This window comes from Salipiger mangrovisoli, assembly GCF_015223355.1.
GTDB lineage: Bacteria > Pseudomonadota > Alphaproteobacteria > Rhodobacterales > Rhodobacteraceae > Salipiger > Salipiger mangrovisoli.
In genome coordinates, this window is sequence record NZ_JADFFK010000006.1 from 226,324 (window position 1) to 250,158 (window position 23,835).

Below are 23,835 nucleotides of genomic sequence, written 5' to 3' on the forward strand. Positions count from 1 at the left end.
GTCCCAGTGGGCGCCGGGCGCGGATCGACAAGGTCGGCAAGCGGCATCAGGTCTGTGTGGTGTCGATTATTTCTGCATCCCGCGCCCCGCTCTGCACCACGTCGCAGACGAACCGGATCAACAGGTCGCGGATCAGCTCGCCCACGAAGGTTGCGGGCCTGCCCGAGAGATGGACACTCGACAGGGTGCGCGTGATCGGCGGTCCGGCAATCGGCCGCATCGCGACCTCGCCGCGTTCCAGCATTTCGCGGCTGTAGAGCTTGCCGCCGATGAATGCGCCAGAGCCGTACTTCAGGGCGTTGCTTATGGCCCGGACGAAGCGGGCCCGCTCGTTGATCTCTCGCTGCAATGGCCGTCGAGGGTCGCCGCGGCGAACTGGCGGTACATGATCGGCGGCTTTGCGGATTTTCTCGATCTCGATGAGTTCTCCGGGAGGGCCAATGATGTCGGCAAGGCCGATCAGCACCAACTGCTCGCGCAGCACTGGTCGGATGACGAGCTCGGATCGGTTTGGGGGTGAAAGTCATCGCCACGTCGATCTTGTTCTGCAGCGTGTGCGCCAACGTGCTGCTCGGGACGCTTTCGGTCAGCGCGAGGTTGATCTCCGGGTGGTCTTCCAGCACGGTCCGAAGGAACTCCTCCCCGATCAGCTTGACCACGGAATAGGCCAGCCCGATGGCGAAATTCCCCGACATATCACCCACCGCAGGGCGCAAGCTATCTTCCGTCGCGAGCAGCCCCTTGAGCAGCGGAAGGGCGTGGCGGTAGAGCAGTTCTCCCGCTGCAGTCGGGGTCATTCCTCTCGGATCGCCTGTGAATAGGCTGGTGGCGCAGCTCGCCTCCAGTTTGGCGAGTTGTGGAAGTTCCTCTATGCCGGGCATCCGAATGGCGGTACCGACCCGCGACCCATTGCCAGTTTGCAACGCTGCCCAGCCCCTGTGGCCAGCGACCGCCGTAGCCTCCATACGCTAAGACGGTGAGTGGAATGCCTAGGGTCTAGAAATAGCAATATTTGGCCCGATCCGCCTCGTCCGTCGTCAGCGCGACTGGTCTCGCGGATCAGACAAGCGCTGATTCTGGAAATTTTCTTCGGCCGCAGTGCCTGCACTCTGGATCCACCCAAGGAACACCTGCGCGCTCTGCGACATCGGCGTGGCGGCGGTGACAAAATAGGACGTGCCGAGGTCCACCTCGCCACCGGGCCACATCCGCAGCGCGCCCTCGCGCACCGCGCCGCTGGCGATCGAGCGCCAGCCCAGCATCACACCGCGACCGTCGAGCACCGCCTGCGCTGCCTGCACGTAGTTGTTGAAGGTCTGCCCCGAGAGCCGCCCGCGCGCGATGCCGCGGGTGCGCAGGTAATCCTCCCAGCCTGCCCAATGCTGGTTGTGCGGGCTGCGCACATGAATCAGCGGCGCGCTGTCGAGGCCGATGCCTTCGGCCTCCAGCCGTTCGAGCAGCGCCGGGGCCGCCACCGGGCAGACCCGCTCGTCGAAGAGCTTCAGCGTGCGCCCCTCGCGCCAGCCGCCGGTGCCGTAGCGCACGGCAATGTCGATGCCCGGCGCGAGATGGGGCAGGTCCGTCGCCGGGGCCTGCACGTTCACCGTGATCTCGGGATGACGGGCGTAGAACTCCGGCAGGCTGGGCATCAGCCAGTAGGTCGCCATACCGAGCGTGCAGGAAACGGTCACCTGGTTGCCCTCTTGCCCGCTGAGCGCGCGGATGTCCTCGAGCGCGGCGGCGATCTGTCCGAGCCCGTCGCGCACCGCCCGCGCCAGCAGTTCCCCCGCCTCGGTCAGCTGCGCCGGGCGCGTGGCCCGGTCGACCAGTGGCGCGCCCACGTGCTCCTCCAGCGACTTCAGTGCCTGGCTGACCGCCGGTTGGGTCACGTTGAGCCGCGCGGCGGCAAGCTGCATCGAGCCATGGCGCGAGACGGCCTCGAAGGTGGTCAGCAGGCGAAGCGGCGGCAGGCGATCCATTTCATAACCCTGGGCTTAAGTTATCATCACGCTAATCCGGCTGTCGCGGAAAGAAAACCCATGGGATGCTTGTTTCGGAAACTCCCGAAACACACGCTCAACACACTGGAAAATATGATGAACGTGATGACACCTCCGATTGCCGCCCCGGTCCTGAAGGACAAGGGGCTCGAGCTTGCCCTCTCGGACGGCGCCAGCCATTACTTCAATTACTTCTGGCTCCGCGACAATTGCCCCAGCTCGTTCAACGCCGACACGCGCGAGCGCAGCTTCGACATCTTCCACCTCGACACCGCCCCCCGCGCGCAGACCGCGGAGGTCGTCGGCGATGCGCTGAAGATCACCTGGGCGGACGAGGATCACGTCACCCGCTTCCCGCTGGACTGGCTCGAGGCCTACAAGACCCCTGCGCGCCGCCCCGACCCGGCGGACCTGCCGCGCAAGGCATGGTATGGCGACCACTACCCCGACGTGCCGCGCTTCAGCCAACCCGAGCTGCTGGCCGACCCTGCGCTGCGGGCAAAATGGATCGAGGCGCTGCTGGTCGAAGGCTTCGTGATCCTCACCGACATGCCGAACAGCGATGCGGGCATCACCGAAACCGCAGAGATGATCGGTCAGGTCCGCCCGACCTTCTTCGGCGACTACTTCGACGTGAAGACCCACATCAACCCGACCAACACCGCCTATACCGCCTCGGCGCTGGAGCTGCATACCGACACCCCCGCCGAGGAACACGCGCCGGGCGTCCAGTTCCTGCATTGCCGGGCCAACACCGTCGAGGGAGGCTACAGCCTCTATGCCGATGGCGTGGCCGTGGCCAACGATTTCCGGCTCCGCGATCCCGAGGGGTTCAAGGTGCTCTCGGAGGTGCCCGTGCCGTTCTTCTGCGAGCATGACACCTACGACATGCGCTCGCGCCAGACGATCATCGAGCTGGACCGGCATGGCGAGGTGTCCGGCCTGACCATCAGCCAGCACATGCTGGACATCTCCGATCTGGAGCAGGAGCTGCTGGACAGCTGGTACCCGGCCTTCTGCCGCTTCGGGAAGATGCTGCAGGAAGAGAAATACATGATGACCTTCCTAATGAAGGCCGGTGAATGCATGGTCTTCGACAATCACCGCATCGTGCATGGCCGCGCCGCCTACACGGCCGAAAGCGGCGATCGCTACCTGCGCGGCTGCTACACCGACCGGGCCGAGGTGCGCTCGACCTACCGCGCGCTGGTCAGCGAGGGGCGCTTCAAGAAATGAGCGCCGCATCCCTGCACAGCCTGCCGGAGACCGCGACCGATCCTGCCGCGCTGCGGCAGGATCTCGCGGCGGCGTTCCGCATTTGCCACCAGATGGGCTGGAGCGAGTCCGTCGGCAACCACTTCAGTGCCGCTGTCTCAGAGGATGGTGCCCGCCTCCTGCTCAACCCGCGCTGGCAGCACTTTGCGACGATCCGGCCCGAGGACCTGCTGCTGCTCGACAGCGGTGACGAGACGGTGCTGGACGGCCCCGATGCGCCCGATGCCTCGGCCTGGTGCGTGCATGGCACGCTGCACCGCAGGAAGCCCGAGGCGAAGGTGATCCTGCATTGCCATTCGCCCTATGCCACGGCGCTTTCCTGCCTTGCCGATCCCACGGTCGTGCCGATCGACAACAACACCGCGCGCTTCTACGGGCGCACCGCCTATGACCTCGATTTCGGCGGCATCGCCGATGCCGAGGAAGAGGGCGAGCGGCTGGCGGACTCGCTGGGCGACAAGTCGGTGCTGGTGATGGGCAACCACGGGATCACCGTGGTCGGCGAGACCGTGGCCGACGCCTACGAGGACCTCTACTTCTTCGAGAAGGCCGCACAGACGCTGATCCTCGCGCGCTCCAGCGGCGAAAAGCTCTCGGTGCTGTCGGACGCGGTGGCGCAGAACACTGCCGACGGCTGGCGCGCCTATCGTGGCATGGCGGCCCGGCACTTCGACTTCCTGAAGGCGCAACTGCCCGCGCTCTGATCCACTCCCGTACGGGGCCGCGATGCGCGGCCCCGTACGGCGCAGGTCTCGCCCGCCGGCGCGGGCTGCGCTATTCAGCGGCAGCCATTCCAGCAAACGAGGCCCGCCATCAAACGTTTCCCTTCCATTCAGGCGCTGCGCGCCATCGAAAGCGTCGAGCGCAACGGCGCGCTCTGGAGGGCGGCGGCGGAGCTGAACGTCACCCGCAGCGCGGTGAGCCACCAGCTGCGCCTGCTGGAAAGCGATCTCGGCTTCAAGATTCTCGAACGCAACGGCAACCGTACCGAAATCACCCCGCGCGCCCGCGCTTATGCCGAGGACGTGCGCCGCGCCCTGAGCATGATCGCATCGTCGACCGCCCGCGTCGCGCAGCACGGGCTGACCGGGCGGCTGACGGTGAGCGCGCCGCCGGGCTTCGCCTCGGCCTGGCTGTGCCTGCACATCGGCGATTTCCTCGCCGAGAACCCCGAAGTGGTGCTGAACGTGATCAGCACCCACAACCTCGCGGACACCAACAACCCCGAGGTCGACATCTTCATCACCTTCGGGCAGGAGCCGCGCGCGCACCTGCTGATCGAGCCACTGATGTCGGTCGAATTCACCCCGCTCTGCAGCCCCGCCTACCTGAGCCAGTTCAAGAGCTTCAACGATCTGGGGATCCTCAAGGCCGCGACCTTGCTGCACATGAACGACTTCACCGATTGGGAAAACTGGATGCAGCTGTCCGGTCTGCCGCCGGAAAATGCCCACCGGGGTATCTGCTATTCGGACATGAACATCGTTCACACCGCGGTTCTGTCAGGTCAGGGAATCGCGATCGGCGATACGGTCCTGTGGCGCGAGGAGCTGCGCGAAGGCCGGTTGATGCGTCCTTTTGCACCATCCCTGCACGCGGACACGGGGTATTTTCTTTGCACGCCCGAAGAAAACCTCGAGAACCAGATCGTGGTTGAATTTTCTAACTGGCTGAAAAGACGACTGGAATTGAGCAGGTTTCGCCGCAAACGCAACGCGTGACAAATTTCGTTTGTCGCGCTCCTCAACAAGTTTCATTTGCGGTCCACGTTCGCGCTTCCCTAGGTTTGTCGCATAACGGACAGGAATGAAAAGCGAGGCGATTGTGGCGAACACAACGCAGATCGAAGCACGTTCGGTCGGAAAAAAGTTTGGGAAATTCCACGCCTTGCGCGACATTTCCCTGGAAATCGCCGAAGGCGAATTCCTCTCGTTGCTGGGGCCTTCGGGCTCGGGCAAGACCACCTTCCTGACGCTGCTCGGAGGGTATGAAAACACCACCTCGGGACAGCTGTTTCTCGAAGGGCAGGACATGACGGGATGGACCGCGAACCAGCGCGGCTTCGGCATGGTTTTCCAGGGCTACGCGCTCTTCCCGCACCTGACGGTGGCGGAGAACATCGCCTTCCCGCTGAAGGTGCAGAAACGCTCCAAGGCGCAGATCGCCGATCGGGTGGCGCAGATGGTCGAGATGGTCGGCCTTTCCGGACATGAGAACAAGAAGCCGAAAGCGCTCTCGGGCGGCCAGCAGCAGCGCGTGGCGCTGGCCCGGGCGCTGGCCTATGAGCCCAAGGTGCTGCTGCTCGACGAGCCTTTCTCGGCGCTCGACAAGAACCTGCGTGGCCAGATGCAGGAGGAGCTGCGCCGCCTGCACCGCGAGCTCGGCACCACTTTCGTCTTTGTCACCCATGACCAGGAAGAGGCGCTGGCGCTGTCGTCGCGCATCGCCATCTTCAACCACGGCGAGCTGCAGCAGGTCGGTACCCCGGATGATGTCTACGAGCGTCCCGCCAACCGTTTCACCGCCGAGTTCCTCGGCGACATCAATATCCTGTCCCTCGACGGCACATCCGGCGTCGCCGGAACCCCGATCAAGCTGCCGGGCAATGCCGCGGGGCTTGGCCACCTCGCCGTCCGCCCGGAGCATATGCGGCTCGCCGCCGAGGGCGACGCCAACCAGCTGCCGGTTCGGCTGCGCGACCGGGTCTACCTCGGCTCGAAGTCCCGCCTGCTGCTGGAAACGCAGGCCGGCGAGGAGCTGATGCTCTACCTCGACAACGGTGCCGGCCCCGCCGCACCGCAGACCGGAGCCGAGCTCCGCGTCGCCTGGGACGTGCAGGACAGCTTCGCCGTCTGACGCCCTCCCACCCTGCCTCGCCTTGTGATCCGGCGCGCCGCGCGCACCGGGCCGGGGCAGATTTGTCCCCCGACACTCTCTTCCAATCAAGAAACGAAACGACAGGTGAGTACATGAACAGCCATTTCCAGAACGATTGCGTCGAAATCCTCAAGGAACGTCAGGCGAGGGGGCAGATCTCGCGCCGGCAGATGCTGCAGGGTCTCGGAGCGCTGATGGGCACCACGGCCATCGGCCTCGGCGCGCGCAGCGCGCATGCCGAGACCGGCAAGCTGGTTTTCGTCAACTGGGGCGGCGATGCGCTCGACGCCATGGACGAAGCCTTCGGCAAGCCCTTCACGGCCGAGACCGGCATCAAGGTGCTCTACGACGGCTCCGGCCCGACCGAGGGCGCGATCATCGCGCAGGCCAAGGGCGGCAACCCGACCTGGGACCTCGTCGATGCCGAGCCCTTCTCGGCGCAGGCGCTCGGCCGTCAGGGCATGATCGAACCCATCGATTACGACATCGTCGATCCGGCCAAGCAGCGTGAGGGCTTCCAGTGGGAGTACTCGTCCTCCTGCTACTTCTACTCCTACGTCATCGCCTATGACGCCACGCAGTTCGACACGCCGCCGACCTCGCTGGCCGATTTCTTCGACGCCGAGAAGTTCCCCGGCAAGCGCGCCATGTACAAATGGGGCGCGGGCATGTGGGAGGCGGCGCTGCTCGCCGATGGCGTGGCGCCCGAGGACCTCTACCCGCTGGATCTCGACCGCGCGCACAAGAAGATCGAGGGCTTCAAGGAGCACATCGGTGCCTTCTGGGGCGGCGGCGCGGAGAGCCAGTCGCTGCTGCTCAACGGCGACGTGTCGATGGCGCTGATCTGGAACACCCGGGCGAGCCTGCTGCACAAGGACACCGAGGGCGAGATCACCTTCACCTGGGATGACGGCATCATCGGGCCGGGCGGCATCGCCGTGGTCAAGGGCAACCCCGGCGGCACCGAGGCGGCGATGCGCTACATCGCGGCGACGCAGGAGCCCGAGCGCCAGGTGGTGCTGTTCCAGATGCTCGGCAACGGTCCGAGCAACCCGGCGGCAGACGCGCTGATCCCCGAGGAGGAGCGCATGTTCAACCCGATGGATCCCGAGAACCTGCCCAAGCAGACCGCGCTCGACATGGACTGGTACGAGAAGAACTACAGCGCGGCGCTCGACGCCTACCTGCAGATCATCTCCGCCTGATCCCGTCATCCCCGCCGCCCCGTGCCCTGTCGCGGGGCGGCGCCAAGGAGCCTCCATGCGCGCCTATCTCTTCCTGATATGCCCCGTTCTGCTGTTCCTCGGAGGCAGCTACCTGCTGCCCTTCCTCGGGATCATGCAGCTCAGCTTCACCGACCCCGAGCCGGGGCTCGGCCAATACAGCCACGTGCTGTCGGACCCGCTGACGCTCAGCGTGATCTGGCGCACGCTGCGGATCTGCGTGATCGTCACCGCCGTCTCGGTCGCCGCCGCCTACATCATCACCCTTCTTTGGGTCCGAGGTCGCCCGCTGGTGCGCAGCCTGACCGAGCTGTGCATCATGATCCCCTTCTGGATCTCCGTCCTCAGCCGTGCCTTCGGCTGGATGTCGATGCTGTCGAACCGCGGCCTGCTGAACACCTGGCTCAAGGACCTCGGACTGATCGAGACCTCGCTGCAGCTGACGCGCAACGAGTTCGCCGTGATCATCGGCATGTCACACTACCTCATTCCCTTCGCGGTCTTCCCGCTGGCCACCGCCATGCGCAACGTCGACGAACGCGTGCTGACCGCCGCAGACGGCATGGGCGCCTCTCGCCTGCGCATCTTCTGGCAGGTGTTCCTGCCGATGACCGCCAGCGGCATCATCGGCGCGACCCTGCTGGTCTTCGTCTTCTCGGTCGGCTTCTTCGTCACTCCCGCGCTGCTGGGCGGCGGGCAGTCGGTGCTGATCGCCGAGCTGATCTACCTCTGGATCTTCCAGATCCCGCAATGGGGCATGGCCGCCGCGATGAGCGTGATCCTGATGCTCGCGGTGGGCGGCATCCTGGTGCTGCTCATGCGCCGCTACGGGGAGATGGCGAAATGACAAAGCTGCACCCCGGCCGGCTCGCCACGCTGCTGACCGCGCTGGTCGCGCTCTTCCTGCTGATGCCGCTGATCGCGGTGGTGCCGGTGAGCTTCACCTCGCGCCGCTATCTCAGCCTGCCCGACGGGAAATACTCGCTGCGCCACTACCAGGCGCTCTGGGAAGACCCCGAGTGGTTGAGCAGTTTCCTGACCTCGGTGCAGGTTGGCGTGATCGCCAGCCTGCTGGCCGTCGCGCTGGCCACCGCCTTCTGTATCGGCATCTGGATGCTGCGCCCGCGCTTCTCCGGGCTGATGACCGGCTTCGTGCTGCTGCCCATGGTGGCACCGCCCGTGGTCTCGTCGCTGACGCTCTACTTCTTCCTCAAGAAGCTGTCGGAGTGGAACAGCCTGATCGCCTACGACAGCCTTGGCGGCGTGATCCTCGCCCACATGGTGATGATCGTGCCCTACGCCGTGGTCGTGGTCATGGTCTCGCTGAGCCAGATCGACCGGCGCATGGATCTGGCCGCGCAATCCATGGGCGCGAGTGTTCCGACCCGCATCTTCGGGGTGATCCTGCCCAACATCCGCTTCGGCCTCCTGGGCGCGTTCTTCCTGTGCTTCCTGCTCAGCTGGGACGAGATCGGCGTAACGCTCTTCGTCACCTCGGTCGAGACCATCACCCTGCCGCGCCGCATGTGGATGGGCCTGCGCGACAACGTCGACCCCTCGATTGCCGCACTCTCGGTGCTGCTGATCCTCGTGGTGAGCCTGTTGGTGATCGCCCGTGCCCTGCTGCTGATGCGCAAGGAACGCGCCGCCCGCTGATCCTGCCTTTCGCGCCCCGACGGCGCGGAAGACCCCGCAAAACCCCAGACCAACCCAACGACAGAACAAGAGGGTCCGACATGCATTTTGGACTGACCGAAGAACAGGAGATGATCGTCTCCACCGTCCGGAGCTTCGTCGAGAACGAAATCTACCCGCACGAGGCGGCGGTCGAGCGCAGCGGCGAGGTGCCCGCCGAGGTGGCGCAGGAGATCAAGCAGAAGTGCCTCGATCTCGGCTTCTACGCTTCCAACTTCCCCGAGAGCGTCGGCGGACCGGGCCTGTCACATCTGGAATTCGCTCTGGTCGAGCGCGAGCTGGGCCGCGGCTCGATGGCGCTGACCCACTTCTTCGGCCGCCCGCAGAACATCCTGATGGCCTGCGAGGGCGAGCAGGTGGACCGCTACCTGATGCCCGCCGTGCGCGGCGAGCGCATGGACGCGCTGGCGATGACCGAGCCCGACGCAGGCTCGGACGTGCGGGGCATGAAATGTACCGCCACCCGTGATGGCGGTGACTGGGTGATCAATGGCTCCAAGCACTTCATCTCCGGCGCCGATCACGCGGACTTCTTCATCGTCTTTGTCGCCACCGGCGTCGACGAGACCCCGCGCGGCCCCAAGAAGCGCATCACCTGCTTCCTCGTCGACCGCGACACCCCCGGCTTCGAGGTGGCGAACGGCTACAACTCGGTCTCGCACCGCGGCTACAAGAACTGCATCCTCTACTTCGACAACTGCCGCCTGCCCGACGCGCAGGTGCTGGGCGAGGTCGACGGCGGCTTCGAGGTGATGAACGAATGGCTCTACGCCACGCGCATCACCGTGGCGACCATGTCGGTGGGCCGCGCCCGCCGGGTGTTCGACCACGCCGTGCAATACGCCGCCGAACGCAAGCAGTTCGGCCAGCCGATCGGCAAGTTCCAGGGCGTCAGCTTCCAGATCGCCGACATGATCACCGAGATTGATGCCGCAGACATGCTGACGCTCTCCTCCGCATGGCGCCTCGATCAGGGCCTGCCAGCAAACCGCGAGATCGCCTCGGCCAAGGTCTATGCCTCTGAAATGCTGGCCCGCGTCACCGACGCCGCGCTGCAGATCCACGGCGGCATGGGACTGATGGACGAGCTGCCGATCGAACGCTTCTGGCGGGATGCCCGCGTCGAACGGATCTGGGACGGCACCTCCGAGATCCAGCGTCACATCATCAGCCGGGAAATCTTCCGGCCGCTGGGAGCCTGACCCATGGAACCGCTCAGCCGCTTCTTCTCGCCCGGTGCGATCGCCGTGATCGGCGGCGGCACCTGGTGCGAGAGCGTGGTGCGCCAGTGCCGCGACACCGGCTTCGCCGGGCCGATCTGGCCGGTGCACCCCAAGAAATCCGAGGTCGGCGGCCTGCATGCCTACCCGGACCTCGCGTCGCTGCCGGGCGTGCCGGATGCCGCCTTCATCGGGGTCAACCGCGAGCTTTCGGTGCAGATCGCCGGAGAGCTCTCGGCCATGGGCTGTGGTGGCGCGGTCTGCTTTGCTGCCGGCTTCAGCGAGGCGGTATCCGAGCTGGCCGACGGCGACGCGCTGCAGGCGCAGCTGGTCGCTGCCGCAGGGCAGATGCGCATCCTCGGGCCCAACTGCTACGGCATCGTCAACGCGCTCGACGGCGTGGCGCTCTGGCCTGACCGGCACGGCATGTCGCCGGTGGATAGCGGCGTCGCCGTCATTGGCCAGTCGTCCAACGTGCTGATCAACCTCACCATGCAGCGCCGGGGCCTGCCGCTGGCCGCGGTCGTGGCGGCGGGCAACCAGGCGCAGACCTCCATGGCCGATCTCGGCATCGCGCTGCTGGAAGACCCGCGCATCACCGCGCTGGGGCTGCACATCGAGGGCATCAGCGATTTGCCCGCTTTCGAGGGGCTGGCCCGCCGCGCGCAGGAACTGGGCAAGCCCATCGTCGCGCTGAAGGTCGGCTCGTCGCAGCAGGCGCAGGAGGCGGCGGTTTCGCACACCGCCTCGCTCACCGGCAGCGACGCCGGGGCGCGGGCGCTGCTGCGCCGGCTCGGCATGGCGCAGGTGGACACGCCATCGGAGCTGGTCGAGACGCTGAAGCTGCTGCATGTCACCGGCGGGCTTGCCTCGGCCCGGATCGCCTCGGCTTCGTGCTCGGGCGGCGAGGCCTCGCTGATGGCCGACATGGGCGAGGTGGTGGGGGTAGACTTCCCGGCGCTGGACGATGCGCAGAAGACCGCCCTGCGTGCCGCGCTTGGCCCCAAGGTCGCACTGGCCAACCCCTTGGACTACAACACCTATATCTGGGGCGACGAGGCGGCGCTGGAAGCCACATTCACCGGCCTCTGCGACGCCGATCTGGGGCTCGGCTGCGTGGTGATCGACTACCCGCGCGACGACCGTTTCACCGCACCCGACTACGATCAGGTGCTGCGCGCTGTAGCAAGAACGCGCGAGGCCACCGGCACGCCGATGGCGCTGGTCTCGCTGCTCGCCGAGGGGCTGCCCGAACCAGTCGCGGCGCGGGCACTGGAGCTGGGCATCACCCCGCTCTGCGGCATGGGCGAGGCGCTGCGCGCGATCCGTGCCGCGGCGCAGGTCGGCGCGCGGGCAACGGGCGACAACCGCCCGCCCGCGCCGGTTCTGATGCCGCTCAACGGTCATGGTACCACCCGCATCTACCCCGAGGCCGAGGCCAAGGCGCTGCTCTCGGCGGCAGGCATCCGCGTGCCGAAATCCGACCGCGCCGACTGCGCCGAGACCGCTGGAACCTGCGCATTTGCCATCGGCTTTCCGGTGGTGCTGAAGGGCGAGGGCATCGCCCACAAGACCGAGGCCGGGGCAGTGGTGTTGAACCTCGACTGCCGCGAGGCGGTGATGGAGGCGGCGACGGGCATGCCTGCCGAAAGCTTCCTCGTCGAGGAGATGATCACCGGCACCGTCGCCGAGCTGCTGATCGGCGTGACCCGCGATCCGGCGCATGGCTTCGTGCTGACGCTGGGGCTGGGCGGCATCCTCACCGAGCTGATCCGCGACACCGCCTCGCTGCTGATCCCCGCCAGCCGCGAGGACGTGCGCAGCGCGCTCACCGGGCTGCGCACCGGCGCGCTGCTCACCGGTTACCGGGGCCGCCCGGCGGCGGACATGGAGGCCGTGCTCGACACGATCATGGCGCTGCAGGAGTTGGTCAGCCGCCACGCGGACAACCTCCACGAAATTGAAATCAACCCGCTGATCTGCCGCACCTCGGGCGCGGTGGCGGCGGATGCACTCATCAGGATGGGAGAGAGCCAATGACCTCTTCGAACGTGCTCACCGAGCGCCGCGGCGCGGTGCTCGAGGTGACGCTGAACCGGCCCAAGGCCAATGCCATCGACATGGCCACCAGCCGCGAGCTGGGCGAGATCTTCACCGAGTTCCGGGACGATCCCGAGCTGCGCGTGGCGATCCTCACCGGCGCGGGCGAGAAGTTCTTCTGCCCCGGCTGGGACCTCAAGGCTGCCGCCAGCGGCGAGGATGCCGACGGTGATTACGGCAAGGGGGGCTTCGGCGGCCTGCAGGAGCTGCGCGGCCTGAACAAGCCGGTGATCGCGGCGGTCAACGGCATCGCGTGCGGTGGCGGGCTGGAACTGGCGATCAGCGCCGACATCATCCTCGCCGCCGACCACGCCTCCTTTGCGCTGCCGGAGATCAAGTCCGGCACCGTGGCAGACGCGGCGACCCTTAAGCTGCCCAAGCGCATCCCCTATCACATCGCCATGGAGCTGCTCTACACCGGCCGCTGGTTCGACGTGGAAGAGGCGCACCGCTGGGGGCTGGTCAACCGCATCGTGCCGGCGGCCGAGCTGATGGCCGAGGCACGCAAGATGGCGGACGAGCTTGCCGCAGGTCCGCCGCTGGTCTTCGCCGCGATCAAGGAGATCGCTCGAGAGGCCGAAGACATGAAGTTCCAGGACGCGTTGAACCGCATCAACGGCAGCCAGTTCGAGACCGTCGAGCGACTCTACCGCTCCGAGGACCAGAAGGAAGGCGCCCGCGCCTTCGCCGAGAAACGCGACCCGGTCTGGAAGGGCCGGTAAGGAGACGACAGGAGACACCATGCCTCTTCAGATGAACCGCAAGCTCTTTCTCACCGCCGCGATCACCGGCGCGGGCGCCACGCAGGACAAGAGCCGCCTCGTGCCGCGCTCGCCCAAGGAGATCGCAGAGGCCGCCATCGACGCCGCCAAGGCCGGGGCGGCCATCGTCCACTGTCACGTGCGCGACCCCGAGACCGGCGCGCCCTGCCGCGACCTTGACTACTATCGCGAGCTGACCGACCGCATCCGGTCCTCCGAGGTGGACATGGTGCTGAACCTCACCGCCGGAGTCGGCGGCGACCTGACATTCGGCGATCCCGAGACGCCGATGCAGCTCGACGCACCGAACACCGACATGGCGGGCGCCACCGAGCGGATGGCCCACATCCGCGCCTGCCTGCCGGAGATCTGCACGCTCGACTGCGGCTCGATGAACTTCGGTGACGGTGACTACGTGATGACCAACACCACCAACATGCTGCGCGCCATGGGTTCGCAGATGACCGAGCTTGGCGTGAAGCCCGAGATCGAGGCCTTCGACACCGGCCACCTGTGGTTCGCCAAGCAGCTGGTGAAGGAGGGCGTGCTCGAAGACCCGGCGCTGGTGCAGCTCTGCATGGGCATTCCCTGGGGCGCGCCGAACGACCTCAATACCTTCATGGCGATGGTCAACAACGTGCCCGACAGCTGGACATGGTCGGCCTTCAGCCTCGGGCGCGACCAGATGCCCTATGTGGCGGCGGCGACGCTGGCGGGCGGCAACGTCCGCGTCGGGCTGGAGGACAACATCTACCTCGAGCGCGGCGTCATGGCGACCAACGCGCAGCTGGTCGAGAAGGGGGCGGACCTGCTGACCAACATGGGCGCCTCGCTGATCGGCCCGGAAGAGGTGCGCGCGCAGCTCGGTCTCGTGAAGCGCGCCGCCCCGTCGGTCCCGGCATGAGCCGCGCGGCGATCATCGGCGGCGGCGTCATCGGCGGCGGCTGGGCCGCCCGGTTTCTGCTGAACGGCTGGGACGTCGCCGTCTTTGACCCGGACCCGGAGGCGGCACGCAAGATCGGCGAGGTGCTGGACAATGCGCGCGCCTCGCTGCCCGCCCTCTACGACCGCCCGCTGCCGCCCGAAGGCACGCTGACCTTTTCCGCCTCCGTCACCGAGGCGGTGACGGGCGCCGACTGGGTGCAGGAGAGCGTCTCGGAGCGGCTCGAGCTGAAGCACAGGGTCTACGCCGAGATCGCCGACGCGCTGCCCGAGCGCGGCTTCATCGCCTCCTCGACCTCGGGTTTCAAGGCCAGCGATCTTGCCTCCGGCGGCGCGCCGGTTGTGGTGGTGCACCCGTTCAACCCGGTCTACCTGCTGCCGCTGGTCGAGATTTCGGGCGATGCCGCACTCTGCGGCAGGGCCGCCGGGGTAGTCACCGCCATCGGCATGCACCCGCTGGTGCTGCGCAAGGAGATCGACGCCTTCATCGGCAACCGCTTCCAGGAAGCGGTCTGGCGCGAGGCGCTGTGGATGCTGAAGGACGGCATCGCCACGACCACTGAGATCGACGACGCGATCCGCATGAGCTTCGGCCTCCGTTGGGCGCAGATGGGGCTCTTCGAGACCTACCGCATCGCAGGCGGCGAGGCGGGAATGCAGAGCTACATCGAGCAGTTCGGCCCGACCCTCAGCTGGCCCTGGACCAAGCTGACCGATGTGCCCGATCTCGATGCGGCGCTGATCGAGACCATCAGCAGCCAGTCCGACGCCCAGTCGGGCCACCGCACCATCCGCGAGTTGGAGCGGCTGCGCGACGACAACCTTGTCGCCATCCTGCGCGGGCTGCGCCGCACGGGCAGCGGTGCGGGCGGCGTGTTGCTGGGACACGAGAAGACGCTGGCCGAGGGAGGTGAGCTGGACGGGCTGCCGATCACCCTGCGCCAGGCGGTGCCGGTGACATGGACCGACTACAACGGCCACATGAACGAGGCCGCCTACCTCGAGCTGGGCACCTGGGCGACCGACGGGCTGATGAAGCGCGTGGGCGCGGACGAGGCCTATGTCGCGGCGGGCAAGAGCTTCTTCACCGTCGACACCCGCATCCGCTATCTCGACGAGGTGCACCGGGGGACCGTCCTGACGGTGACCACGCAGGTGCTCGAAGGCGTCGGCAAGAAGATGAGACTCTTCCACCGCGTGACAAAGCCCGACGGCACCCTTGCGGCGACGCTCGAAACCCTGCTTCTTCACACCGACCTCACCACCCGCCGCGCCTGCCCGCCCGAGCCGCAGGTGGCGGAGGCGCTCGAAGACCTCGCTGCGGCCCACGCCGGGCGCCCCGCAGAGGGCGCCGGTGGCGCTGTCGGCCAACGCAACTAGAAGACCGGAGACACAGATGACCATGTCCCCCGAAGAGAAACAGACCCGCGAAGAACTGGCCGCCTGCTACCGGCTCGCCGCGCTGCATAAATTCACCGACCTCATCTACACCCATATCACCGCCCGCGTGCCGGGCGAGGACGGGCATTTCCTGATCAACCCCTATGGCTGGCGCTGGGAGGAGATCACCGCCTCGTCGCTGGTGAAGATCGACGTCGACGGCAACAAGGTCGACGGCAGCCCGCAGCGGGTGAACCCGGCAGGTTTCACCATCCACTCGGCGGTGCACATGAACCGCCACGATGCGGCCTGGATCATGCACACCCACACCCGCGCGGGCGTGGCGGTCTCGTGCATGGAAGAGGGGCTGCTGCCGCTCAACCAGATCTCGCTGCAGTTCCACAACCGCATCGGCTACCATGACTTCGAGGGCATCGCGCTGGATCTGGAAGAGCGCGAGCGCATCGTCGCGGACCTTGGCGATCACCCGGTGCTGATGCTGCGCAACCACGGGCTCATCGCCACGGGGCGCAGCGCCGCGGAGATGTTCAACAACATCTTCTACCTCGAGCGTGCCTGCGAAATTCAGATCGCTGCCACCTCCAGTGGCCAAGCGCTGCGCATGGTGGACGACGAGATCGCCGCGCGCGTGCATCAGCAATACGTGCAGATGAACGAGGAAGACGGCGACCTCGAACTTGAATGGCAGGCGCACCTGCGCTCGATCGAGGGCATCGGCACTGACTTTCGGGCCTGAAGCAGCGGCAGCACCACCGGACCGCCCAACGAGGCCGTGTCCCGGGGATGGTTTCCCCGGAGGGCGCACTAGATCCGCCGCCAGGGCGGGCGTTGGCCCGTTCGAGGGCCAAGACAAAAGAAAGGCAATCTCTTGAAACAGGTAACGATCAAAGCGCCGGGCGGCCTCGACAATCTCGTTCTCAGCGATGTTGCGGAGCCCGCGGCTCCCGGCGCGGGCGAGATAACCGTGCGCCTGCATGCCAGCTCGCTCAACTACCACGACTACCGGGTCTGCGCCATCGAGGGTGCCCTGCCGGACGGCCGGATCCCGATGGCCGACGGTGCTGGCGTGGTCGAGGCGGTCGGCGCAGGTGTCGAGGACTTCGCGGTCGGCGACGCCGTCGTTTCGGGCTTCTTCCCGGAGTGGCAGACCGGCGATGACCGGCCCAGCGATTTCTCGACCACGCCGGGCGACGGGCGCGACGGCTACGCGCGCGAGCGGGTGACGCTGCCCGCCACCTGGTTCACCCAGGCGCCCGAGGGCTGGAGCCACGCGGAAGCGTCGACGATCACCACCGCCGGCCTGACCGCCTGGCGCGCGCTGGTGGTCGACGCCGGAATCAAGGCGGGCGACACAGTTGCCGTGCTGGGCACCGGCGGCGTGTCGATCTACGCACTGCAGCTCGCCAAGGCGATGGGTGCCACGGTGATCGCGACCTCGTCTTCGGACGCCAAGCTCGAGCGCCTGCGCGACCTTGGGGCGGATCATGTCATCAACTACCGCAGCACGCCCGAGTGGGGTGAAGAGATGCGCCGTCTCACCGGTGGGCGCGGAGTCGACATCGTGGTCGAGGTCGGCGGTCCGGCAACGTTGGCGCAATCCATCGTCGCGGGGCGCCCAGGGGCGCATATCGCGCTGATCGGTGTGCTCACCGGGCGCTCCGGCGAGATCCCGACGGCGCTGCTGATGGCGCGCCAGCAGCGCCTGCAGGGGCTGATCGTCGGCTCGCGCGCGCAGCAGATCGACTTCGTCCGGGCGCTCGAGACACTGAAGCTGCGCCCGGTGATCGACCGCAGCTTCGCGCTGGCCGATCTCGCCGAGGCCTTCCGTTACCAGGAAAGCGGTGCGCATTTCGGCAAGATCTGCGTGAGCATGTGAGCCTGCGGTGGTCCTCGGCCCGGGGGACCACCATGCGGCGGAGCGCCAGACCTTTCACAGCGGTTTCCACCAGTCACTGCGGCGTGGCACTTGTTGTACATACGTGCAATAAATCGGCTGTCGTATGAAAGGGAGAAAAGCCCATGCCCGCGCAACCACCCATCCTTGGCGTCTATCTCAGCGCAACGGCGGATCTCGATGCGCTCTACGGAGAGGCCCTGCGCGCCTGCGCAACGGATGTCGTCCTGCGCCGCCCCCCTGAAATCGACCGTCCCGAGGACGTTCGCTTCGCGATCTGCTGGGAGCCGGGGGAGGGGGCCTTTGCGCCCTATCCGAACCTCGGTCTGGCCATGTCGGTGGCCGCGGGCGTCGATGCTTTGCTGGCGCATCCCGGCGTGCCCGGAGATGCGGCCATCGCGCGGGTGCGCGATCCGCATCAGGCCGAGTTGATGGCCGGCTACGCGGTGCATGAGGTGCTGCATTACGAACGCGGCTTTCCCGAAATGGCGGCCAATGCCAGGCAGGCGCGGTGGGCGCCGCTTCGGATGCGGGCACCGGCCTCGGTCCAGATCGCGGTGCTGGGGCACGGGACTATGGGACGGGCCGTCGTGACGGGGCTGCGGGCCGTGGGCTTCTCGGTTCGGGTGGCCTGCCGCAGCGAACCGGCGGAACAGCTTCCGGGCGTCGCCTATCTCTCCGGCCCGGATGCCGCGGCCCGTGCGGCCGAAGGCGCGCAGTACCTCGTCAACGTGCTGCCGCTGACCGCCGAGACCGAGAATGTCCTGAATGCCGAACTCTTCGCCCGGATGGCGCCGGGCGCGCGTCTGGTGCAGATCGGTCGCGGCGAACACCTCGTCGAAGGCGATCTCGAGGCGGCGCTGGACAGCGGCCAGTTGGCGGCCGCGACGCTGGATGTCTTCCGCGAGGAGCCGCTGCCCCCCGAGCACCGCTTCTGGCAGGATGCGCGGCTAAGGATCACCCCGCATGTCGCCAGTGACTCGCTGCCGGAGGTTGTGGCGGAGCAGGTGGTCGAGACCGCGCGTGCGCTGCGTGACGGTCAGCCCATGGCCTATGCCGTGGATCGCGCGCGCGGCTACTGACCGGGCTGGACTGCCCCCCGGGGGCGGAGCGGGCTCAGCTCCCGCTCGGAACCCGCGCTTCGAGCCAACGCAAGACCAGTGTCAGCGTGCCGCTCAAGCACAGGTAAATGGCGATCAGCAGCAGCAGCGGCTCGTAGGTCAGATAGGTTGCCTGCCGCACGCGGGTGATCACCGCGTAGAGGTCGGTCACGGTGATCGTCGCCACCAGCGGCGTCGCCTTCAGCTGCAGGATGATCTCGCCCGCCAGCGTTGGCAGCGCACGGTGCACGGCGCGCGGGAACCACACCCGACGGAACACCATCATCCGCGGCATGCCGAAGGCGCGCGCCGCCTCCAACTCACCGCGCGGCACCCCGGCAAAGGCGCCGCGCATGACCTCGCCCTGATAGGCGGCGAAGGAGAGCGTCAGCGTCAGAAAGCCGTAGGGCCAGGCCTGCCGCAGGTAGGGCCAGAGCCAGGAGCCACGGATTTCCGGGAACTGCGCGAAGAGCGCGCCGAGCCCGTAGTAGATCAGCCAGAGCTGCAGCAGCAGCGGCGTGCCGCGGATCACCGTGCAGAAGCCGGTGGCCAGCCAGCGCAGCGGCGCCGGGCCGGTGACCTGCACCGCACCGAGCGGCAGCGCCAGCGCAAAGCCCGCGGCGACGCTGGAGACGAGCAGCGCCAGGGTCACCAGCAGACCGTGGCCGATCTTCGGCAGGTAGCCGGGCAGCCAGCTCCAATCCATCTGGGTGATGATCGCAGTCAGAGCCGCGAGCGCCAGCCCGGCCATGACCAGGCGGTGCGGCATCAGCAGCGGTGCGAGGCGTGCGCGCAGCGGCAGCGCGGGAGCGGGGCGGATCGGGGTGTCGATGTCGATGTCGGGCATGTCGCGCTCCTCAGGCGGCGGCCGGCAGGCCGCGGCGCGCGCGCCGCTCGAGCCAGCGCAGGCCGAGGTTCGAGATAAGGGTGAGCGCGAGGTAGAGCAGCCCGGCGGCGATGAAGAACAGGAAGTACTCGCGGGTCGCGGCGGCGGCCTGCTTGGTCACCAGCGTCAGCTCGGAAAAGCCGATGACGGCGAGCAGCGCGGTGTCCTTGGTGGCGATCATCCACAGGTTGGCCATGCCGGGCAGCGCGTGCGGCGTCATCGCCGGGAGGGTCACCCGGCGCAGCACCTTGAGAGGCGACATGCCGAAGGCCAGCGCCGCCTCGATCTGTCCGGGCGGCACGGCGCGGATCGCGCCGCGGATCACCTCGGTGGCGTAGCCGCCCTGCACCAGTCCGATGACGAGGATGCCGGCGCTGAGACCGTCGATGTCGATGCCCTCGCGCCCCATGGCGCCCATCAGCTTGTTCAGCAGGTCGGTGCCCACGTAGTAGAACAGCAGCATCAGCACGAGCTCGGGCACGGCGCGGATGAGCAGCGTGTAGATCTCGGCGATGTCGCGCAGAACGCGCCCGCCGTAGAGCTTGGCGGTCGCGCCGAGCAGACCGATGACGAGTCCGAGCAGATAGCCGCCTGCCGCCAGTTCGACCGAGCGCAAGAACCCGGCGAGAAGCGCGCCGCCCCATCCCGGTGAGGAAAGTGCGAGCAGGCTGAAATCCATTGCGTCGATCATCGTGCGGCCGTGTCCCGTGTCGTTGAAGTGTGCCGGGCCGCGACGCTGGTGTCGCGGCCCGGGAGGTCGGCTCAGCTGCCGTAGATGTCGAGGCCCTCGAAGTAGGGCTCGGACAGCGCGTCATAGGTGCCATTCTCTCGGATCGCCGCGATGCCGGAGTTCACCCGATCAAGCAGTTCGGTGTCCTCCTTGCGCAGGCCCACACCGACGCCGTGGCCGAGGATCGACGGGTCGCTCTCGACCGCGCCACGGTACTCGCAGCAGGCGGCGCCGGCGTCGCTCTCGAGGAAGGGCATCAGCGCCAGCATGTCACCGACCACCGCGTCGATGCGGCCCGCCGCGAGGTCTTGCAGTTCCTCGTCCACCGTCGGGTAGCTGCGGATGTCCGCGGCGGTCTCGGCGAAATGCGCGCGGGCATAGGTTTCGTGGATGGTTCCCACCGAGACGCCGAGATAGGTGCCATCGACGCCCTCGGGGGTGGGCTGGACCTTGCTGTCCTTCAGGGCGATCACGCCGGTCGGCGTGTCGTAATACTTGTCGGAAAAGGCGATCTGCTTGGCGCGCTCCTCGGTGATGCTCATCGAGGCGACGATCATGTCGATCTTGCCGGTGTTGAGCGCCGGGATGATGCCGTCCCAGGCCACCGGGGTGATCACGCAGTCGGCTTCGATCTCGGCGCAGAGCGCATCGGCGAAGTCGATCTCCCAGCCGCTCCAGGTGCCGCTCGAGTCGGGGCTGTAGAAGGGCGGATAGGGCTCGGCGGCGATGCCAACCTTGTAGGGCTCCGCGAGGGCCGGTGCGGCGAGCGCGGCGGCGGCTGTGGCGGCGAGCGCGAGTGTCTTGAACATGGTGTCTCCTCTGTTGGTTTTCTTGGTGCGGGGCGGTCAGGCGATCGAGCGGATGAACTGCTGCAGGTGCGGCGAGCGCGGATCGCCGAAGATCTGCTCGGGCGGGCCTTGTTCCTCGATGCGGCCGTCCTTCAGGTAGACGACGTGGCTGGCCACATCTCGCGCGAAGCCCATCTCGTGCGTGACGAGGATCATCGTGCGCTTCTCGGCGGCGAGGTCGCGGATCACGTTGAGCACCTCGCCGACCAGCTCGGGGTCGAGCGCCGAGGTCGGCTCGTCGAAGAGCATCGCCAGCGGCTCAACCGCCAGCACCCGCGCGATGGCGCAGCGCTGCTGCTGGCCGCCGGACAAATGGGCGGGGTAGGCATCTTCCTTCTCCGCGAGCCCGACGCGGTCGAGCACCTGCCGGGCGCGGGCCACGGCCTCGTCGCGGGGCATGCCCAGCACTTGCACCGGCACTTCGATCACGTTGCCGAGCACGGTGCGGTGGGGCCACAGGTTGAAGTTCTGGAACACCATGCCGAGCTGCGCCCGGATGCGCTGCAGCTGCCTGCGGTCCGCCGGTTCCAGCCCGCCGTCACGGGTGGGGCGCATGGCGTAGGCCTCGCCGTGGATGGCAATTTCGCCGGCGCTGGGGGTCTCGAGCATGTTGATGCAGCGCAGCATGGTGGACTTGCCCGATCCGGAGCCGCCGATCACCGCCACCACGTCGCCGGGGCGGGCGGTGAGCGAGATGCCCTTGAGCACCTCGAGGCGTCCGAAGTGCTTGTGCAGGTCGCGGATCTCTACCGCCGGCGTGGCGTCGTTCATGGCTGTCCCTCTGCCGAATCCGGGCCCTCCCGAACGGCTGCATCCCTTGCAATTTCTTCGCTGTTGTACGAATGTAAAACAAATCTCGACGAGGAAGTCAAAGTGACCATACGGAATGCGCGAGACATGATGCTTTCGGCGGCGGGAGGCCGGGTGTGACCCGGCGTGCCTACAACCGCCTGTCGCAGGACCGTCGCCGCACCGACCTGCTGGAGGCGACGCTCACCTGTGTCGCCGATCTCGGGCTTGACCGGGCCGGGGCGCGGCAGATTGCCGAGCGGGCCGGGGTCTCGGCCGGTCTGATCCGGCACTACTTCCCGTCGAAGGACGAGATGGTGCGCGCCGCCTACGCCTACCTGATGGGCCAGATGACCGCCGCCGCCGAGGATTCCGGGGCCGGGGACGCGCTGTCGCCCGAGGCGGCACTGGCGGAAGTCATCGCGGCCAACTTCGCGCCGCCGAGCCTCTCGGGGGTGAAGGTCTCGCTCTGGGCCACCTTCGTGGGCCGGGTGCGCGTCGATCCGGCCTATGCTGACATCCACCGCGAGGGCTACCGCGAGTTCCTCGACCTGCTCGAGGCGCGCATCCACCCCGTGCTGGTGGCGCAGGGCTGCCCGGCGGACCCGGCCCGGTGCAAGCATCTCGCCATCGCGCTCAACGGGCTGATCGACGGTCTGTGGATCGAGGGCTCGCTCGGCCACGGGCTCTATGACGCGCGGCGGCTCCCGGCCATCGCGCTCGCCGCTGCCGAGGGAATCCTGCGGCTGCCCGACACCACGCTGACGCGCCACCTGGCGCTCGAAGACGAAAGGAGCTGACATGCGGTATGCCGCGATCACCGAACGCCTGCGCACCCTCGGCGGAGACAAGTGGGCCGTGCACAACGCGGCCCGCGCCCGGCGCGATGCGGGCGAGGACATCCTCGAGCTGACCATCGGCGAGCCGGACATCGCCCCGGACTCCGCGCTGATCGAGCGCTGCGTGACGTCGTTGCGCGCGGGGCGCACGCAATACTCCAACGGGCGCGGCGAGCCCGGGCTGGTCGAGGCGCTGGTCGAGGCCTACCGCCCGCGCCATCCGCAGATCGGGCCCGAGAACGTGTTGTGCTTTCCCGGCACGCAGACCGCGCTCTTCGCGGTCATGCTGGGGCTGGTGGGGCCGGGCGAGGGGGTGCTGATTGGCGATCCCTATTATGCCACCTACGAGGGCGTGGTGTCCGCCGCCGGAGGCCATGTGCAGCCGGTGCCGTTGCGTATGGACCGGGATTTCGTGTTGCAGCCCGCCGACCTGCGCGCCGCCATCACGCCCGAAAGCCGGGTGCTGCTGCTCAACACGCCACACAATCCGACCGGCGCTGTGATCGACCGCGAGACGCTCGAAGAGCTGGGGACGATCTGCGCCGAGCACGATCTCTGGATCGTCTGCGACGAGGTCTATGCCGAACTGATCTTCGAGGGCAGCTTCACCTCGCCGCTGGAGATCGCCGCACTGCGCGAGCGCGTCGTGGTGGTTTCGTCGATCTCCAAGAGCCACGCCGCCACCGGCTTCCGCAGCGGCTGGGCTATCGGCCCGGCGGAGTTCTGTGCCGCGCTGCTGCCGGTTTCGGAGACGATGCTCTTCGGCAACCAGCCCTTCATCGCCGACATGACCGAGGCGGCGCTGCGCGGCGACTTCGACACCTCGACGCGGATGCGCGAGGCCTTCGGGCGGCGCGCGCGGATGCTCTGCGCGCGGCTGAACGCGGTGCCGGGACTATCGGCGCAGATGCCGCGCGGCGGCATGTTCCTGATGCTCGACGTCTCCGGCACCGGGCTCAACGGTGACGCCTTCGCTTGGCGGCTGCTCGAAGAACAAGGTGTCGCGGTGATGCCGGGCAGCGCCTTCGGCAGCAACGGCGACGGGCTGGTGCGGGTCGCCCTGACGGTCCCCGATGCCAAGCTGGAAGACGCGGCACGGCGCGTTGAGGCGCTCAGTGCAGTACTGTCTGGGCGCGGCGTCGCCGGAGCAGCGGTGGCGCAGTAGAACGCGCGCCACCTTTGGGAGTCTGCACATGGGTGAGATTGCGCCAAATTAGAACCCAATAGATCACATAGTTTGGCTCTGTCCGATGCC

Annotated in this window: 23 protein-coding genes; 17 read left to right on the forward strand and 6 right to left on the reverse strand. The window is 67.4% G+C overall.

Going from position 1 to position 23,835, the window contains the following annotated elements; genetic code table 11:
* Window positions 1–46: 46 nt before the first annotated feature.
* The gene (locus IQ782_RS10175) at window positions 47–466 is read right to left on the reverse strand and encodes a type 2 periplasmic-binding domain-containing protein (protein WP_194134522.1); all 420 of its coding nucleotides are present in this window, start codon (window positions 464–466) and stop codon (window positions 47–49) included.
* A gap of 571 nt (window positions 467–1,037) precedes the next feature.
* Window positions 1,038–1,979 carry a LysR substrate-binding domain-containing protein gene (locus tag IQ782_RS10180; protein ID WP_194134523.1) on the reverse strand — a complete coding sequence of 314 codons (942 nt, stop codon included), beginning with the start codon at window positions 1,977–1,979 and terminating at the stop codon, window positions 1,038–1,040.
* 126 nt (window positions 1,980–2,105) lie between these two features.
* On the opposite strand from IQ782_RS10180, the gene IQ782_RS10185 reads away from it, so the two are divergent.
* The 15 genes from IQ782_RS10185 to IQ782_RS10255 all read left to right on the forward strand — a co-directional run bounded on the left by IQ782_RS10185 (window position 2,106) and on the right by IQ782_RS10255 (window position 18,470).
* Window positions 2,106–3,236: a TauD/TfdA family dioxygenase gene (locus IQ782_RS10185; RefSeq protein WP_240989209.1), complete on the forward strand. Its 1,131-nt coding sequence runs from the start codon at window positions 2,106–2,108 to the stop codon at window positions 3,234–3,236.
* Window positions 3,233–3,979 (forward strand): class II aldolase/adducin family protein, encoded by a 747-nt coding sequence (locus tag IQ782_RS10190; protein WP_194134525.1) that lies wholly within the window; start codon window positions 3,233–3,235, stop codon window positions 3,977–3,979. Before IQ782_RS10185 ends, IQ782_RS10190 begins: the two co-directional genes overlap by 4 nt.
* Window positions 3,980–4,114: 135 nt before the next feature.
* A complete protein-coding gene (locus IQ782_RS10195) occupies window positions 4,115–4,996 on the forward strand; it encodes a LysR substrate-binding domain-containing protein (RefSeq protein ID WP_240989226.1) in 882 nt (293 codons plus the stop codon).
* A gap of 166 nt (window positions 4,997–5,162) precedes the next feature.
* Entirely contained in the window at window positions 5,163–6,131 is a 969-nt protein-coding gene (locus IQ782_RS10200; RefSeq protein WP_240989210.1) for an ABC transporter ATP-binding protein, read from the forward strand.
* Window positions 6,132–6,244: 113 nt separating this feature from the next.
* On the forward strand, window positions 6,245–7,357 hold the full coding sequence (locus IQ782_RS10205) for an ABC transporter substrate-binding protein (protein WP_194134527.1): 1,113 nt from the start codon (window positions 6,245–6,247) through the stop codon (window positions 7,355–7,357).
* A 55-nt stretch (window positions 7,358–7,412) separates the two neighbouring features.
* The gene (locus IQ782_RS10210) at window positions 7,413–8,222 is read left to right on the forward strand and encodes an ABC transporter permease (protein ID WP_194134528.1); all 810 of its coding nucleotides are present in this window, start codon (window positions 7,413–7,415) and stop codon (window positions 8,220–8,222) included.
* Window positions 8,219–9,031, forward strand: coding sequence for an ABC transporter permease (locus IQ782_RS10215; RefSeq protein WP_092429035.1), 813 nt, complete (start codon window positions 8,219–8,221; stop codon window positions 9,029–9,031). The genes IQ782_RS10210 and IQ782_RS10215 overlap by 4 nt, the downstream gene beginning before the upstream one ends.
* Before the next feature lie 80 nt (window positions 9,032–9,111).
* On the forward strand, window positions 9,112–10,272 hold the full coding sequence (locus IQ782_RS10220; protein ID WP_092429037.1) for an acyl-CoA dehydrogenase family protein: 1,161 nt from the start codon (window positions 9,112–9,114) through the stop codon (window positions 10,270–10,272).
* Window positions 10,273–10,275: 3 nt separating this feature from the next.
* Complete coding sequence (locus IQ782_RS10225) at window positions 10,276–12,330, forward strand: acetate--CoA ligase family protein (RefSeq protein ID WP_194134529.1); 2,055 nt, start codon at window positions 10,276–10,278, stop codon at window positions 12,328–12,330.
* A complete protein-coding gene (locus tag IQ782_RS10230; RefSeq protein ID WP_194134530.1) occupies window positions 12,327–13,112 on the forward strand; it encodes a carnitinyl-CoA dehydratase in 786 nt (261 codons plus the stop codon). Before IQ782_RS10225 ends, IQ782_RS10230 begins: the two co-directional genes overlap by 4 nt.
* A gap of 19 nt (window positions 13,113–13,131) precedes the next feature.
* Window positions 13,132–14,055, forward strand: a complete 924-nt coding sequence (bcoG, locus tag IQ782_RS10235; RefSeq protein ID WP_194134531.1) for a 3-dehydrocarnitine:acetyl-CoA trimethylamine transferase BcoG — start codon at window positions 13,132–13,134, stop codon at window positions 14,053–14,055.
* Entirely contained in the window at window positions 14,052–15,473 is a 1,422-nt protein-coding gene (locus tag IQ782_RS10240; protein WP_194134532.1) for a carnitine 3-dehydrogenase, read from the forward strand. Before bcoG ends, IQ782_RS10240 begins: the two co-directional genes overlap by 4 nt.
* A complete protein-coding gene (locus IQ782_RS10245) occupies window positions 15,454–16,230 on the forward strand; it encodes a class II aldolase/adducin family protein (protein WP_277347845.1) in 777 nt (258 codons plus the stop codon). The genes IQ782_RS10240 and IQ782_RS10245 overlap by 20 nt, the downstream gene beginning before the upstream one ends.
* 132 nt (window positions 16,231–16,362) lie before the next feature.
* Window positions 16,363–17,370: a zinc-dependent alcohol dehydrogenase family protein gene (locus IQ782_RS10250; protein ID WP_194134534.1), complete on the forward strand. Its 1,008-nt coding sequence runs from the start codon at window positions 16,363–16,365 to the stop codon at window positions 17,368–17,370.
* Between the two features lie 143 nt (window positions 17,371–17,513).
* Window positions 17,514–18,470, forward strand: a complete 957-nt coding sequence (locus tag IQ782_RS10255) for an NAD(P)-dependent oxidoreductase (RefSeq protein WP_194134535.1) — start codon at window positions 17,514–17,516, stop codon at window positions 18,468–18,470.
* A gap of 34 nt (window positions 18,471–18,504) precedes the next feature.
* Here the strand turns inward: IQ782_RS10255 and IQ782_RS10260 are convergent, their stop codons facing one another.
* The 4 genes from IQ782_RS10260 to IQ782_RS10275 form a co-directional block, all read right to left on the reverse strand.
* Window positions 18,505–19,335 carry an ABC transporter permease gene (locus tag IQ782_RS10260; protein ID WP_194134536.1) on the reverse strand — a complete coding sequence of 277 codons (831 nt, stop codon included), beginning with the start codon at window positions 19,333–19,335 and terminating at the stop codon, window positions 18,505–18,507.
* Between the two features lie 10 nt (window positions 19,336–19,345).
* On the reverse strand, window positions 19,346–20,065 hold the full coding sequence (locus IQ782_RS10265) for an ABC transporter permease (RefSeq protein ID WP_194134537.1): 720 nt from the start codon (window positions 20,063–20,065) through the stop codon (window positions 19,346–19,348).
* A gap of 71 nt (window positions 20,066–20,136) precedes the next feature.
* Window positions 20,137–20,913 carry a transporter substrate-binding domain-containing protein gene (locus tag IQ782_RS10270; RefSeq protein WP_194134538.1) on the reverse strand — a complete coding sequence of 259 codons (777 nt, stop codon included), beginning with the start codon at window positions 20,911–20,913 and terminating at the stop codon, window positions 20,137–20,139.
* Between the two features lie 36 nt (window positions 20,914–20,949).
* A complete protein-coding gene (locus IQ782_RS10275) occupies window positions 20,950–21,723 on the reverse strand; it encodes an ABC transporter ATP-binding protein (RefSeq protein WP_194134539.1) in 774 nt (257 codons plus the stop codon).
* A 155-nt stretch (window positions 21,724–21,878) separates the two neighbouring features.
* On the opposite strand from IQ782_RS10275, the gene IQ782_RS10280 reads away from it, so the two are divergent.
* Together IQ782_RS10280 and IQ782_RS10285 are read left to right on the forward strand one after the other, a co-directional pair.
* The gene (locus IQ782_RS10280) at window positions 21,879–22,541 is read left to right on the forward strand and encodes a TetR family transcriptional regulator C-terminal domain-containing protein (RefSeq protein WP_194134540.1); all 663 of its coding nucleotides are present in this window, start codon (window positions 21,879–21,881) and stop codon (window positions 22,539–22,541) included.
* Between the two features lies 1 nt (window position 22,542).
* Window positions 22,543–23,745 carry a pyridoxal phosphate-dependent aminotransferase gene (locus IQ782_RS10285; RefSeq protein ID WP_194134541.1) on the forward strand — a complete coding sequence of 401 codons (1,203 nt, stop codon included), beginning with the start codon at window positions 22,543–22,545 and terminating at the stop codon, window positions 23,743–23,745.
* The last annotated feature ends 90 nt before the right edge of the window (window positions 23,746–23,835 follow it).